Origin of the sequence: Pseudomonas sp. 43A, from assembly GCF_013363935.1 — a bacterium.
Taxonomy (GTDB): domain Bacteria; phylum Pseudomonadota; class Gammaproteobacteria; order Pseudomonadales; family Pseudomonadaceae; genus Aquipseudomonas; species Aquipseudomonas crudilactis.
The window spans coordinates 2,909,571-2,924,289 of sequence record NZ_CP054880.1; the positions used below are offsets into that span (position 1 = coordinate 2,909,571).

At 58.5% G+C, this 14,719-nt stretch carries 8 protein-coding genes; 1 reads left to right on the forward strand and 7 read right to left on the reverse strand.

The genetic code is table 11. From position 1 onward, the window contains the following. Positions 1-7: 7 nt before the first annotated feature. Complete coding sequence (locus HUW52_RS12945; protein ID WP_175553850.1) at positions 8-3,628, reverse strand: Tc toxin subunit A; 3,621 nt, start codon at positions 3,626-3,628, stop codon at positions 8-10. Positions 3,629-3,959: 331 nt separating this feature from the next. On the opposite strand from HUW52_RS12945, the gene HUW52_RS12950 reads away from it, so the two are divergent. Beyond that, entirely contained in the window at positions 3,960-8,207 is a 4,248-nt protein-coding gene (locus tag HUW52_RS12950) for a hypothetical protein (protein ID WP_175553851.1), read from the forward strand. A gap of 242 nt (positions 8,208-8,449) precedes the next feature. Here the strand turns inward: HUW52_RS12950 and nuoN are convergent, their stop codons facing one another. From nuoN to nuoI, 6 genes are read right to left on the reverse strand one after another with little or no spacing between them, the layout of a single operon-like run. After that, the gene (gene nuoN, locus HUW52_RS12955) at positions 8,450-9,913 is read right to left on the reverse strand and encodes an NADH-quinone oxidoreductase subunit NuoN (protein ID WP_175553852.1); all 1,464 of its coding nucleotides are present in this window, start codon (positions 9,911-9,913) and stop codon (positions 8,450-8,452) included. Between the two features lie 7 nt (positions 9,914-9,920). Continuing rightward, on the reverse strand, positions 9,921-11,453 hold the full coding sequence (gene nuoM / locus HUW52_RS12960) for an NADH-quinone oxidoreductase subunit M (protein WP_175553853.1): 1,533 nt from the start codon (positions 11,451-11,453) through the stop codon (positions 9,921-9,923). A gap of 39 nt (positions 11,454-11,492) precedes the next feature. Continuing rightward, positions 11,493-13,346 (reverse strand): NADH-quinone oxidoreductase subunit L, encoded by a 1,854-nt coding sequence (nuoL, locus tag HUW52_RS12965; RefSeq protein ID WP_123376613.1) that lies wholly within the window; start codon positions 13,344-13,346, stop codon positions 11,493-11,495. After that, a complete protein-coding gene (gene nuoK / locus HUW52_RS12970; RefSeq protein WP_003223790.1) occupies positions 13,343-13,651 on the reverse strand; it encodes an NADH-quinone oxidoreductase subunit NuoK in 309 nt (102 codons plus the stop codon). The genes nuoL and nuoK overlap by 4 nt, the downstream gene beginning before the upstream one ends. A gap of 3 nt (positions 13,652-13,654) precedes the next feature. Further along, positions 13,655-14,155 carry an NADH-quinone oxidoreductase subunit J gene (gene nuoJ, locus HUW52_RS12975; protein WP_007920176.1) on the reverse strand — a complete coding sequence of 167 codons (501 nt, stop codon included), beginning with the start codon at positions 14,153-14,155 and terminating at the stop codon, positions 13,655-13,657. A 9-nt stretch (positions 14,156-14,164) separates the two neighbouring features. Then, positions 14,165-14,713 carry an NADH-quinone oxidoreductase subunit NuoI gene (gene nuoI, locus HUW52_RS12980; protein WP_007920177.1) on the reverse strand — a complete coding sequence of 183 codons (549 nt, stop codon included), beginning with the start codon at positions 14,711-14,713 and terminating at the stop codon, positions 14,165-14,167. Positions 14,714-14,719: the final 6 nt, after the last annotated feature.

Consider the following 14,719-nt stretch of genomic DNA (forward strand, 5'->3'; position numbering starts at 1 on the left):
TCATTCCTCAACCATTGGCAAGTGTGGCGTCAGAGCCAGTGCTGGCGGCCGTGACCGCATCACCGACGGTTTTCCAGGCCTCCAGCGGGCTCTGGTCATGCAGCCCGGTCGCTTGCAGCAGTGCAGCGGCGGAGAGCCCGCTGGCGCGGCAGGTCGCCTGACAACGACGTACCCAATCCACCTCTGCCATCGAGCGGGCACGTTTTACGGTAAGGGTCTCGGTCAGCGCGCTCACTTCTTTTTCGGACCACTCCAGCAGCCGGGCCAGCGCGCTGTTGGCCGATTCGCCGACGGCCTTGCGCAGGGCTTTGTTCTTCAGTTTGTCCGCAGGTGGGTTGGCAAGGCTGAAGTAGCTCAGCAGGCTGTCTTCCGATTGGCTTTGGTTGTGGAACCAATGACTGAAGCGTTCGAACAGATATAGGTCGCTCAGCGAGGGCTCGCTGCCGCCGCTGTACAGATCACCGTCGAGCATGTGCGGATTGACCACGAACAGACGCAATGCACTGTTGCTCAAGCGCAGTTGCACGGCGATCTCGGCATGGCGCGCTACGCGCTGGAAGTGTTCGATCAGCCGGGAGGTGACTTCATCTTCGAGGGCCTCGAGCAACACGCTGTAAACCGAAGAGTGCGCCCAGTGGATCACCGCGACGCAGCGCTCCGTCGGCAGCTTGGCGGTTTCCTGGAGCAACCCTTCAAGCAACTGTGTTTGCCGGTCGTGCGCGGCGAGCAAGAGTTCGACGATTTTGTCTTCGCAGAGCTCTTTGACCGGTTGTGTCAGCTTGAGGTCTTTGACCAGGTCAGCAACGCCTGCCTGCAGCCAGGTGATGGGCTCGTCCATCAGCGTCAGTGGTTGATCGAGCCCGGGTAACAGGCCGTCTTCATCGAGCAGATCGTGGTTGACCAATAAGAAGGGCCAGTCGATTTCCAACGGATTGGGGGTGCTATTGTCATAGCGGGGCAAGCCCAGTGCGGCAATCTGTTGCGCCGTAACACGGCTTCGCTGGGTGTCGGTCTGCAATCGGGCGAGGCGCTCGAGCAGGTCGTCGGGCAGGGGAGCGGACGCAGCCCTTCTGGCTTTCAGGTCATCCTCGCCCTGGTCTGCCGCCAGCGGTACATCGGGCCCAAGACGTTGCTGCAATTGCGCGACGGTCTGCTGGCTGTCCTTGAGCCAGTCGACGGCCCAGTCCAGTTGCATCAGCACATCGAGGATGTCCGCATCTGGCGTTGCTGGCGTTGCTGGCGTTGCTGTCTGCGGACTCAACCGGCCATTCGCCAGCGCCGTTTTGTAGGCGCCGCCACCGAGCAATCCCGCCAATGTCAGCAAGTCGGCGACGGAGTAGCCGAAAAGCCGGGCAATTCGCGCCTGACGGTAAAGCGAAGAAACGGTGGGCAGGTCACGTTTCAAGGGTTTCAGATAACTGTTGGTCTGTTTGGCAATCAACAGCAATGAATCTTCGGTCGGTTGTACACCGAGGCCGGCGCACAGTTGCAGCAGGGTTTTCTGCGTAGCGGCATCGGTGGCGGCCAGGTCAATGGGCGTTTGATCGAGAATCAGCGGTGTGTCGAACAGTTGCACCCGATTGAACACCTGATCGAACAACGGCACCTCGTCCTTGCCGCTGGCGTAGGGCGAGAGGTCGTGCATCAGCGCCGCGAACTCTTCGGGCTCGATGCCGTAACGCTGGTTCAGATAGCGATAGACCCCCAGAGCGCGCAGGGTGTTTTCATTGAGTTCCATGCCCAGGTTGGTTTCGCCCTCGGCGCGGATGGCGCTGATGATCAATGTGTCCAGTTTGGCAAAGGGAATGCCGCTCCAGCGCTGCAGACGGATCATGCGTTGCAGACGGTCGAGACGCTCAAGTGAGGTCTTGGTCATACGCCAGCGCTTGTTATCGCCCAGCGTGTCTCGCTCCAGCCCCATGGCATTGTCGAACTGGTCACGAATGATCGATTCGGGAGTGGGTGCCAGTTCGCTGTCGTAAAGATCCGCCCCGGTGCCAGTGCCGTTGACGTAGCAGGCGCCATAGTGGTTCGCGTGGGGAAAGGCCAATACCTTACCGGTAATGCCCGGGATCGTTACGCCGGTGTGTTGCGCATTGCTGCTCGGGCAGTTGGCTGACAAACGCACCGCATATTGGCGTCGGCACAGCAGTCTTTCCACTTGCTCGGCGTGCAGGCCGGTGTGCGCCATGAAGTCGGTGAGCAGGGTCAACTGCCACAGCGGCGAGCTTTGCGTGACTTCGACCCCATAGGCTTTTTTGAAGAATTCCCGCTCCGGGTCACTCAGGTTGTATTCCTCATCAAGGGTGAGGGTGAAGCGTTGGCGGGCCAGGTTCACCGGTTCAGCAACGGTGCCGGTGGCAGTCAGCAGATCGAATCTGGCCGTGTATCCATCCTCAGCGGGTTGGGGTAACGCCGGATCGACCGTGAGGTAGGTGGTCAGTGTGTTGACTGAGGGCGCGTGCAGGCAGTTGAGTAACCAGCCTTTTTCTGAAGTAAAAGTTATGGATCTGAACCCGACAATACCGTTCTCGGTTTGATCCGCTTTGCGAAAGGTGACGTTTGTCACGTTTGTTTCTCCGTCTCCCGACGCAAGGGTGGGGACATCCGCCGCCGGGGTAACCGTGCCGATGTCTTCTTGGGCCAAGGGGAGCAGATAACAGGTCCCCAAGGGTGCATGAGGGCGCAAATGAGTTGTGCCGGCGCTCTTCCATCCCCTGAGCAGGTCATGGCGTGTCAGATAGAAATTGCTGAACACCGAGGCTTCGATCAGCAATGCCTGCTGCTGTGGGCTCAACCCGGACAATAGCCGTTGCGCCTGCTGCACCGGCACGGTCACTCGGCCATATTGGTTGGTTGCTTGCTGCTGGATCGGCAAGACCCGACTGGCCCGGTAATTCAACTCCCCCAGTCGCGGCTTTTTTTCGGCCAGCGCCAATTGGCATTGATGGTGATAGAAGTTGTAGGGCAGTTCGAAGGGGTAACGCCGCTCGGCCAGCACCTGATGAGTGGACTTGGTTTCGTCGGCCTCATTGCCATCCAGGTAAGTGCGCAGGTTGCGGCCCAGCACTTCATTGACGATTTCCAGCATCGGCCTTGGGGTAAAGGTGTTTTCGTGGGTGATCAACAGGTCTTTCAGGTCGGGGCGGCGTCTGTCCAGCAAGATGCGTTTGGGGTCATTGCTGGTTCCCTCCAGCTGCTCGTTAAACACCTTCTGTGCAATCAGAAAAGCCACCGGCCCATCTAGAGCGGCCATGGCGCCGACCTTGCAGAACTCGTCCCAGTTCTCATTGAACAGATTGGAAAATGTCGGCCCCAGCGGCGCCAGCGCACGAATTCCCGTGCGCTGGGCAAGTTGCTGGAATGTTCCGGACGAAGTCTTGTGCTCACGATACAAGCGCGCAATCAGCACCGCGTACGCCATGGCATTGTCATAAGCCAGCCCGGCATTGGCGTCAGAGAGTGTGGCGAGTTGGCGAATGAACGCCGGCCTGGACAAACGAACGATATCGAAAACCGAGGTGAAGCCCATTTTCTGCATGGCCTTCGCAAAATCGACTCGTCCCTTTTTCAACAAACCTTCAGTTTTGACGAGCGCATTCATCAGCGAGTTGTTGTCATCGGCCATGACGGTGGTTCTCCTACCAGAAGGGTGGCATTGGGGGGATGCAATGCCCGGCAGGATCACGCTAACGGTAAATCGAGGCGCCGTAACCTGTCAGACCTGACAGGTGAGGACCATTTCCTTATACCTAATAAATTTAAAAAAACACTTTTTTATTCATTATTCTGCAAATCAATCGATCCCTTTAAAGCCCTTTAGTGCCAGCCCTAAGGGCAATGCGCAAAGACATTGTCGACCGTTCATCTGTACTGTCAGTTCTTACAGGTGGTTTTTTTCAGGTCATCCGTGAAAGTGGTGCGACATAAACACTTCACCGGGTGCAGGAGATCAAACCATGGCTAATGATGATGGAGTTGTCGGAGACGATAGTGAAGGTGATGGTGAACGTGACAATGTCTTGTGGATCGCGCCCATCATCACCAAGCCCTTAGCGGGAACAACTGTTTCTCAGGGTTTCGACATTGATGCAATCGTCACCGTGCCCCCGGGCAGCAAATGGAATATCGACATTTATATCAACAGCACCAAATTGAAGAGGTACTCAGGAACGCCTACAGCCGCTACGCTAATCTTCCAGACGGTAGAGCCTGGTTTGATTCCGCCCGGCGCACGCTTCTATTTCAAAGTTGAATATAAAAAGTTCCTTGGCTGGAGTGACTGGGCGTGGTCAGGGGACCTGACAATGGCCGGTTCGTCTAAGCCTCCACCGCCGTCCGTTTCCAACCCGGCGATAGTATGGATCCCTCGACCAACACTCAGCGGAAGAGGGGTGGCTGGTGCCTCGGTCCAACTGTTTGAGGGCGGTGTTGGCACTATAATTTTTGCGACCACGCAAGTCCTCAGCGATGGAACATGGTCGGTTCAACTGAAAGAACCTTTGTGGATGGCCAATCCTTTCAATATGACGGCCCGGCAAACGTTGAACGGTGAAACATCCGACTGGGCAGTCAACGTGCAATTTATCGTGCTGTTCAAGCCGGTCATATCCACCGTATCTGTTGATGCTGGCGGCAAACCTACGATCAGTGGGTACGGGGGGCTTCGCAATGCCAGGATTGAAATCTGGCTTTCAGGGGGGGCCGGAGGAGCCCAGTTGGTCGGGACTGTTAGGCAGGATGGCTCGTGGTCGATGACCGCTACCTCAGCGTGGGCACCCAATTCGTACCTAATCACTGCCCGACAGGTCGCAGGGGGGCACGAGTCAGATTGGGCAGTCGGTAAAACGTTCGAGGTAAAACCACTCGTACCAGCGATTACCGAACCTGCGCCAAAAACCAGTCATCTGGCCAATGTCCTGGTGAAAGGAACCCGCATGGCGGGGGCGACAGTTGTGGTGCAAGACACTGGCAGCAGGCCAATCGTGGGCACTTTGAGCTACAGCGGGAACACATGGTCCTTCGCTTACCCCTGGTTGCCCGGCGCAAAACACGTCAAAGCGGTGCAGACAGTAAATGGACAGACGTCCGCTGCTACTGGTGTGCTCGAGTTCACCATCAAACCACCCAAACCGGTGATTCAATCGCCCCCTGTTCCAGCGGCTGCGAAAGAGCTGCTGACCATCACCGGCGTAGTGTCCGGTGCGCATCTGGAAATGTTCACTGAGGCGGGTGTCCGGATTGACGGGAGTTTCAAAACCGAAGGGGCAACCAGCACGTTCACACATCCAGGCAGTTGGTTGTTGGGCACCACCAGGGTCAAGGTCACACAGACGGTGAACAATGTCCGCTCCGATGACAGCGCGCTTGTGGCTGTATCAGTGAAACCACCGGCGCCGCGGATTACGCTCCCCGAGGAGAAGGAACGCTATAACACACTTGAGGTGCAGGGCACCTGTGAGGCCGGAGCGACGGTCAATGTCTGGAGTGGCGGTACTCATCTCGGGCCGACTGAGGTAGTGGGTACGAACTGGAAGAACCGCTTCGATTGGCAACCGGGTCCCAAGGTTGTTCACGCAATCCAGACGGTCAGAGAGATGCAATCTGATCACAGTGTGGTTATCAACTTCATAGTAAAACCGCCGCCGCCGACGGTAGTTCAGCCACCCAATCCGACTGCAGCGCAACAGGTGCTGACCATTACGGATGTCTGGGCCAATGCCAGCCTTTTGCAAATGTATTCGGAGGCAGGTGCAACGATTGCCGGTGATTTCAGCCCCACTGGAACCACCCGGACGTTCACTGCGAAAGAGGACTGGGCAGCGGGTATCACCAAGGTTCAGGCCAGGCAGGTTGTAAACAATGTGGGGTCCGATCTCAGCGAGCTGGTGACGCTTGCAGTGAAACCTCAGGCTCCGCAAATTTCGCTCCCCAAGGAGGGCGAAAGCTATGTCGCCCTGCAAGTACAAGGCACCTGTGAACCTGGCGCGACGGTGACGGTCTGGAGCGGCGGTACTGATCTTGGTCCTGTGCAGGTGACCGGCACGAGCTGGACCAATGACTTCACCTGGCAACCGGGTCCCAAGGTTGTTCAGGCCAGACAGGCAGTAGCCGGGCAGGATTCTCCTGATACCGGGGTGATCAACTTCAAAATCAAACCACCGAAACCCATGATCAGCCCACCCCCCGATCCGGCGGCAGCGGACGAGGCTTTGATGATTACCGGCGTTTGGGAGGGTAGCGTCAACCTGGCCATGTTTACCGAGGCCAACCATCCGGTGGCTGGTGACTTCAGCGACGGCGGAACAAGCCGTACCTTTACACCCTTGGATGATTGGGCGCCGGGCATCAACACAGTCAAGGTTGTGCAGACCGTCAACACGGTGGCTTCCGATCCCAGTGATGAATGTACGTTCTCCGTGGAGGTGGGGGAAAAACCTGAAGCCCCGCAATTTCTACTACCGATGCCGGGCGCCAGAACCTCGACACGGCCGACCATCAAGGTCAGAGGTCTGGCCGGTGCACTGCATACCGTGCGGCTTGAGGAGGGGGCTACGTTGCATGAGTACAACGCGGACGTCGATGGCATTCTGGAGTTTACGGTCGAGACGCCGTTGACTCCCGGAACGAACGTCCTCCAGGTCAGACAAAAGGCTGGTGGACCCGTGTCCGAATGGAGTGGACCTCATCGCTTCACGGTGAAAGAGCTGCCGCAAAAACCCATCATTGAAGCGCCGGGAGAAGGCCATAATGCATCGCGCACCCCCACGATCAGAGGCACAGGTGAAACCCGAGGGGAGATAATGCTGCGTCATGCCGATTCCGAGAAGCTGATTGACACCATTACCGGTGTAAAGCCCTGGCGATGGACTGCCAGGGAGCCTTGGCCCATCGGCGACTACTCCGTTGAGGTACAGCAGACAGATGAGGGGGACAGTTCTGGATGGTCAGACGCCCGCACCTTCAAGGTGGTCGAGTCCCTGTACGGAATCGGCGACTCTACCCCGGTACTCGCCAATCCGGTGGTCGGCTCCGGGCAAAGCGTGAAGTTGCGGGTTCAGGTCTTGTCCGGTAACAGTGGCGAGGCGGCCGAAGGGGTAGCCGTGCAATGGCGCCTCAACGGCCAGGAGGACATCCTGGATACCACTGTGACCGACAGCGATGGTTGGGCTTATTACGCCTACACACCTGAAACTGTGGGCAAAAGTGAAGTCGTGGCGGATATCACCAACGATAACGACGGCGTTGTCATGACCCAGCTCTACGAGGTTAACGCCCGATTGCACGATGACTGGGCGCAGCAAGCCCAGCTAACTCTGGGCGGTCAGAACGTTAAGTTGGACTTGCACGATCTCGTGCTGGCGGCGGGAAAAACCCTCTTACTGACTCTCACATTCAAAGACGGTAATCACTTGTGGGGTACTTACGTCACCTTGCAAGACATGTGGGGCACTGCGGAGGGGCTGACCGTAGTCCCGCCACTGGGAACGCCGCAGAAAGTGGAAGCACCCATGCTGACTTGGTTCATTTCTTCGGCGGAGGGTCAAAGCGGTATTTTCGGTTTACGGCTGACCAGTCCGGTGCTGTCCGACTGGCAATTACCGGGGCGGGTGATAACGGAAGATTTTGTTCATACCCTGGATGTCGAGCTCGATACATTCCCGCAGGTATTCGGAGGTGAAGCGGTCTATCCCTGCCTGGGTGCGAGGCATACCCTAACTGTGCGACCCAAACCCGATAGCCCAATAATTGGCCTGCCCGTATTGCCGGAGTTTACCCCGGAAGCAGTAGACCTCGGGGTCACCCTGCGTCCGCTGGTCCAAACCATGAAGGAGAGTGGAGTGAGCTGGTCGCTGGATTGCTTCACCAGCAGCAAAAGTGGCAATTTCGCAATGCGCTTGGCATTGCTGGGGTGGTTCCTCAAGTCTGGCGAAATGCCAATGTCTCTTGGGCACAACAAGGTCGAGATCACTGAAAGGGACGGCCCCAGTCAGATTGATGGGCGTTGGAGGTATGGCATTCGTGTGACGTCCGCATTCTCGGGACAGCCTGCGGGGGATGTTGCGGTGACTGTCAGTGTTTCCGGTTCGGAAGATGTGCAGCGCAATACTCAGTCAGATGGTTGGATCTATGTCTACTATGACGATGGCCAGGTTGTAAGTTTCACCATTCATAATGGCTATGACGGAACGACTGTCACTGGCTGACAGCAAGGCAAACTGCAGGTGCGAACCTGCTCGCGATAGCGCAATGGCAGGCAATGAAGATGTTGGATGTGCCGACGCCTTCGCGAGCAGGCTCGCTCCCACATTAATCCGGGTGTAACTCAGGTTGCTGAGCAGCGCCGAAACCTGTGGGAGCGGGCTTCCCAAACACTCGCGATGTCGAATCCCGTAAAAACAAAAACGGCACCCGAAGGTGCCGTTTTCATGTGTAGCCAGCCAAGCAATCAGCCCGCCAGACCCGCCTGCTGAACCAGCGTCAGCAATGGCTGCGGGTACACACCCAGGAAGAACGCGACCAGGGCGATGGCCAGCAGCATCACGCCGCCTGCCTTCTGTTCCCAGTGCAGCTGGGCGTCGTGACGACGCAGGTTTGGCTCGATCAGGTACAGGGTGACCATCACGCGCAGGTAGTAGAAGACGCCGATGGCGCTGCCCAGTACCAAGGACCCGACCAGCCACCATTGATGCGATTCAACACCGGTGGCGATGATGTAGAACTTGCCGATGAAGCCAGCGGTCAGCGGGATACCCGCCAGCGACAGCATCATCACGGTCAGCACGGCGGTCAGGTACGGACGGCGCCAGAACAGGCCGCGGTATTCGTACAGGGCGTCCGCGTCACGGCCGTTGTACGGCGAGGACATCAGGGTGATCACGCCGAAGGCGCCGAGGCTGGTGATCACATAAGTCACCAGGTACACGCCGATGGCTTCCACCGCCAGACCCTTGCTAGCCACCAGCGCGATCAGCAGGTAGCCGAAGTGCGCGATGGATGAGTAACCGAGCAGACGCTTGAGGTTGCTCTGGGTCAGGGCCAGCAGGTTACCGAACAGGATCGAGGCGATGGCGATAACGGTCAGCACGTCGCTCAGGACGCCGCTGCTGGCAGCAGGGGAGATCTGGAACAGACGCACCATCACCGCAAACACCGCAACCTTCGACGCAGTCGCGAGGAACGCAGCCACCGGTGCCGGAGCACCTTCGTAAACGTCCGGCGTCCACAGGTGGAACGGTACCAGCGACAGCTTGAACGCCAGACCGATCAGCATCATGCCCAGGCCCAGTTGTGCCAGCGAGCTAGGTAGGCCAGTCGCAGCCAGAGCCTGACCGATGCCAACGAAGCTCAGCGAACCCGAATCGGCGTACAGCAGCGCCATACCGAACAACAGGAATGCAGAACCGGCGGCCGACAGCACCATGTATTTGATGCCGGCTTCCAGCGAACGCTTGTTGAAGAAGGCATAAGCCACCAGACCGTAAACCGGCACCGAGAGCAGTTCCAGACCGATGAACAACCCGGCCAGGTGCTGCGCGCTGACCAGAACCAGACCACCGGCGGCGGCCATCAGGATCAGCAGGTACAGTTCTTCACGGTTGCCCGGGTAACCCGAACCGCCGTCGCCCAGATAGGCGTGGGCGAGGGTGACGCAGGCGAGGGTGGCGACCAGGATCAGCGCCATGTACAGGCAGGCGAACGCATCGATCTGCAGCAATGGGGTCACGGCCAGAGGCGCGACTTTCAAGGCAGGCAGGATCGACAGCAAGGCCAGGTTCAGACCGGCGACCGAGATCAGGAAGGTCTGCGAGTGATTGCGGCGCCAGGCGATCGCCAGCATCACCACGATAATGGTGAGGCTGGTGATCAACAGTGGCGCAAGCGCAATAAAGTGTTGAATCGTGAATTCCATAGCGCTCTTACCGGGCCGAAGCGAGTTGAGTGAAGGCGGTGCCGAGCCACTGCTGTACGCCATGCATCGTGGCGGCAGAAGTGTCGAGGAACGGTTGCGGGTAGACGCCGAGGTAAATCAGCAGCACCGCAAGGCCTAGCACCATGATCAGTTCGCGAGCGTCCATACCGTGCAGAATCGAATCCGATTTCGACGGACCGAAGTACGCACGGTGGATCATGATCAGCGAGTAGACCGAACCGAACACCAGACCGGAGGTGGCAATCGCAGTGATCCAAGGCCAACTGGCGAAAGAACCGATCAGGATCAGGAACTCACCGACAAAGTTACCGGTACCCGGCAGACCCAAGGACGCGGCTGCAAAGAACAGGCTGATCGCCGGCAGGTAAGCAATACGCGACCACAGACCGCCCATCTCACGCATGTCACGCGTGTGCAGACGCTCGTACAACTGACCGCTGAGGATAAACAGTGCCGCCGCCGACACACCGTGCGCGAGCATCTGGATCACTGCACCTTGCAGCGCCAGTTGGCTGCCGGAGTAGATGCCGATCAACACGAAACCCATGTGGGAAACGGACGAGAAGGCAATCAGACGCTTGATGTCGGTTTGTGCGAAAGCGAGGAACGCACCGTAGAAGATCCCGACCAGACCGAGGGTCATGGCGATCGGCGCAAACTCGGCCGAAGCATTCGGGAACAGCGGCAGGGCGAAACGCAGCAGGCCGTAGGCAGCGGTTTTCAGCAAGATACCGGCGAGGTCGACGGAACCGGCAGTCGGCGCCTGGGCGTGGGCATCAGGCAACCACGAGTGGAACGGTACGACTGGCAGCTTGACCGCGAAGGCGATGAAGAAACCGAGCATCAGGATGTACTCGGTGGTCATCGACATCTTGGTTTTCAACAGGTCGGCGTAGTTGAAGGTAATCACGCCAGTGTTGTTGAAGTTGACCAGCACCAGACCGAGGATCGCCACCAGCATGATCAGGCCGGAAGCCTGAGTGAAGATGAAGAACTTGGTCGCTGCGTAGATCCGGGTTTTCTTGCCGTCCGAAGAACTGTGACCCCAGAGCGCGATGAGGAAGTACATCGGCACCAGCATCATTTCCCAGAAGAAGAAGAACATGAACAGGTCGAGGGCGAGGAACACGCCGACAACGCCGCCGAGGATCCACATCAGGTTCAGGTGGAAGAAGCCAACGTGACGTTGAATCTCTTTCCACGAGCAGAGTACCGAGAGGATACCCAGCAGACCGGTCAGCAGGATCATCAACAGCGACAGGCCGTCGAGGGCCAGGTGCACGTTGATGCCGAAGCGCTGGATCCAGACATGCTTGAACTCAAGCGCCCAGGTCGGATCGGCGCCAGGCGCCGGTGCAAATGAATAGTCACCGTGGGCCCACAGCCAGAGGCCGAGGGCGAGTTCCAGGGTCATGGTCAACAGCGCAATCCAGCGCGGGAGGGTAGCGCCGAAGCGCTCACCCATCCAGCACAGCAGGCCGCCGATGAAGGGGATCAGGATTAGCCAAGGCAGAATCATGACGGGCTCGTTTCCTTTCGCAAATTCGCAAGGTTCATATCAGACCGCTACCAGCACGATGGCGCCGATTACCAGCACGGCACCAGCAGCCATCGAAGCAGCGTACCAACGCAGTTGACCGGTCTCGGTGCGGCTCAGGGCAGTGTGACCACCCTTGGCCATACGCGGGATCAGACCGATGGTCTGGTCGAGCGGGTCTTTGCGCAGTACGTGGCTGATCGCCAGGTAAGGCTTGACGAACAGTTTGTCGTAGATCCAGTCGAAGCCCCAGGCAGCGAACCACCAGGCCGAAAGGAAGCGGCCGATGCCGCTGTTGGCGATCGCCGTGACGAAGCGACGCTTGCCGAGGAACAGCAGCGCTGCCAGCAGGATACCGGCCAGGGCAATGGCGCCCGAAGCGATTTCCAGACTGTGCTTGGCTTCGCCACCGGCATGGCCAACGCTTTCTGGCAGCACGCCGTGCAGCGGTGGCACGATCATGGCGCCGACGAAGGTCGACAGCACGATCAGCACCGACAGTGGCAGCCAGTGCGAGATGCCGTGACCGGCGTGGGCTTCAGTCTTGGCTTCACCGTGGAACGTGATGAAGATCAGGCGGAAGGTGTACAGCGACGTCATGAACGCGCCGACCAGACCTGCGTAAAGCAGACCGTGGTTGCCGCTGGCGAACGCTTCCCAAAGGATTTCGTCCTTGGAGTAGAAGCCTGCGGTGACCAGTGGCAGGGCAGCCAGTGCCGCGCCGCCGACGATGAAGCTGGCGTAGGCCAGTGGCAGTTTTTTCCACAGACCGCCCATCTTGAAGATGTTCTGCTCGTGGTGGCAGGCAACGATCACCGCACCGGAAGCAAGGAACAGCAGGGCCTTGAAGAAGGCGTGGGTCATCAGGTGGAAAATCGCGCCATCCCATGCACCAACGCCCAGCGCCAGGAACATGTAGCCGATCTGGCTCATGGTCGAGTAGGCGAGGATACGTTTGATGTCGGTTTGAACCAGCGCGGCGAAACCGGCCAGTACCAGGGTCACACCACCAACGATGCCGACCAGGTGGAGGATTTCCGGCGCCAGGGTGAACAGACCGTGGGTACGGGCGATCAGGTAAACACCGGCGGTCACCATGGTTGCGGCGTGGATCAGTGCCGAAACCGGAGTGGGGCCGGCCATCGCGTCCGCCAGCCAGGTCTGCAGTGGCAGTTGCGCCGATTTACCGACCGCGCCACCCAGCAGCATCAGGGTTGCCAGGGTGATCCAGAAGTCGCCGACCTGGAATTTCTGCGGTGCCAGCACCAGCAGTTCCTGGATGTTCAGCGTGCCCACTTGCTGGAACAGGATGAACAGGCCGATGGCCATGAACACGTCGCCGATCCGGGTCACGATGAAAGCCTTGAGTGCGGCGTTACCGTTGTTGCGGTTGCTGTAGTAGAAACCGATCAACAGGTACGAGCACAGGCCCACGCCTTCCCAGCCGAAGTACAGGAACAACAGGTTATCGCCGAGCACCAGGAACAGCATGCTGGCGATAAACAGGTTGGTGTACGAGAAGAAGCGCGAGTAGCCCGCTTCGCCGCGCATGTACCAGGACGCGAACAGGTGGATCAGGAAACCCACGCCAACGACCACGCCGAGCATGGTGATCGACAGGCCGTCGATATAGAGGGCGAAGTCAGGCTTGAAGCCTTCGACCGCCATCCACTTCCACAGTACCAGCGTGTAGTGACCGCCTTCGGGTGGTGCGACGTTGAATTGCCAGATGACGTAGGCGGCGACAATCGCCGACAAGCCAATGGAACCCACGCCGATCAGCGCCGAGAGGTTTTCCGACCAGCGTCCACGGGAGAACGACAGCAGCAGGAAACCGATCAGAGGGAATACGAAAGTCAGAAAGATAAGATTCATCCGCGCATCTCACTGGCAGCGTCGATATCGAGCGTGTGGAAGCGGCGATACAGTTGCAGCAGGATCGCCAGACCAATACTGGCCTCGGCGGCTGCAAGGCTGATCACCAGGATGAACATGATCTGTCCATCCGGCTGGCCCCAACGGGCGCCAGCAACGATGAACGCCAGTGCAGAGGCGTTCATCATCACTTCCAGACTCATCAACACGAACAAAATGTTGCGGCGGACCATCAGGCCGACCAGACCAAGGCAGAACAGGATGCCGGCAACGGCCAATCCATGTTCGAGAGGGATAGCAGGCATGTCTTACTCCTTCGCCTCGTTACGGCCCAAATGGAACGCCGTGACGGCTGCAGCAAGCAGCAGCATCGAGGCGAGTTCGACCACCAGCAGGTACGGGCCAAACAGGCTGATGCCCACGGCTTTCGCGTCTACGGTGGTGTGGCCGATGGCCTGGCCGCTCTGGTGAGCGAACAGCACATACAGCAGTTCGGCCAGCAGCAGCGCGGCGAGAATCACCGGGCCGGCCCAGATGCCGGGCTTGAGCCAGACGCGTTCTTGCTGAACCGAGGCCGGGCCGAGGTTGAGCATCATCACCACGAACACGAACAGCACCATGATGGCGCCAGCGTAAGCGATCACTTCCAGCACGCCGGCGAACGGTGCGCCGAGTGCGAAGAAGGTCATGGCCACGGCGATCAACGAGATGATCAGGTAGAGCAGGGCGTGCACAGGGTTGGTGTTGGTGACTACGCGAAGCGTGGACACAACAGCGATACCCGATGCGAAATAGAAAGCGAATTCCATCGTTCTTCCTTAAGGCAGCAAGCTCTTCACGTTGATCGGTTCGGCTTCGTTCTGCGCGGAGCCTTTCGGCTTGCCAGCGATTGCCATACCTGCAACACGATAGAAGTTGTAATCAGGGTTTTTGCCGGGGCCGGAGATCAACAGATCTTCTTTCTCGTACACCAGATCCTGACGTTTGAACTCGGCCATCTCGAAATCCGGTGTCAGCTGGATTGCGGTGGTCGGACAGGCTTCCTCGCAGAGACCGCAGAAAATGCAGCGCGAGAAGTTGATACGGAAGAAGTCCGGGTACCAGCGACCGTCTTCGGTTTCAGCTTTCTGCAGCGAGATGCAACCCACCGGGCAAGCCACGGCGCACAGGTTGCAGGCTACGCAACGCTCTTCGCCATCGGGGTCGCGGGTCAGGACGATGCGACCACGGTAGCGTGGTGGCAGGTAGACCGCTTCTTCCGGGTATTGCAGGGTGTCGCGCTTGCGAAAACCATGGCCGAAGACCATGACCAGGCTGCGCAACTGGGTACCAGTACCCTTAACGATGTCGCCAATATATTTGAACATGGGTCA

Bases quoted from the DNA above. Each gene is read 5' to 3' on its own strand.
- nuoL (WP_123376613.1), bottom strand. From the start codon at position 13,346: ATGAATCTTATCTTTCTGACTTTCGTATTCCCTCTGATCGGTTTCCTG.
- nuoM (WP_175553853.1), bottom strand. From the start codon at position 11,453: ATGATTCTGCCTTGGCTAATCCTGATCCCCTTCATCGGCGGCCTGCTG.
- nuoJ (WP_007920176.1), bottom strand. From the start codon at position 14,155: ATGGAATTCGCTTTCTATTTCGCATCGGGTATCGCTGTTGTGTCCACG.
- HUW52_RS12950 (WP_175553851.1), top strand. From the start codon at position 3,960: ATGGCTAATGATGATGGAGTTGTCGGAGACGATAGTGAAGGTGATGGT.
- nuoK (WP_003223790.1), bottom strand. From the start codon at position 13,651: ATGCCTGCTATCCCTCTCGAACATGGATTGGCCGTTGCCGGCATCCTG.
- HUW52_RS12945 (WP_175553850.1), bottom strand. From the start codon at position 3,628: ATGGCCGATGACAACAACTCGCTGATGAATGCGCTCGTCAAAACTGAA.
- nuoI (WP_007920177.1), bottom strand. From the start codon at position 14,713: ATGTTCAAATATATTGGCGACATCGTTAAGGGTACTGGTACCCAGTTG.
- nuoN (WP_175553852.1), bottom strand. From the start codon at position 9,913: ATGGAATTCACGATTCAACACTTTATTGCGCTTGCGCCACTGTTGATC.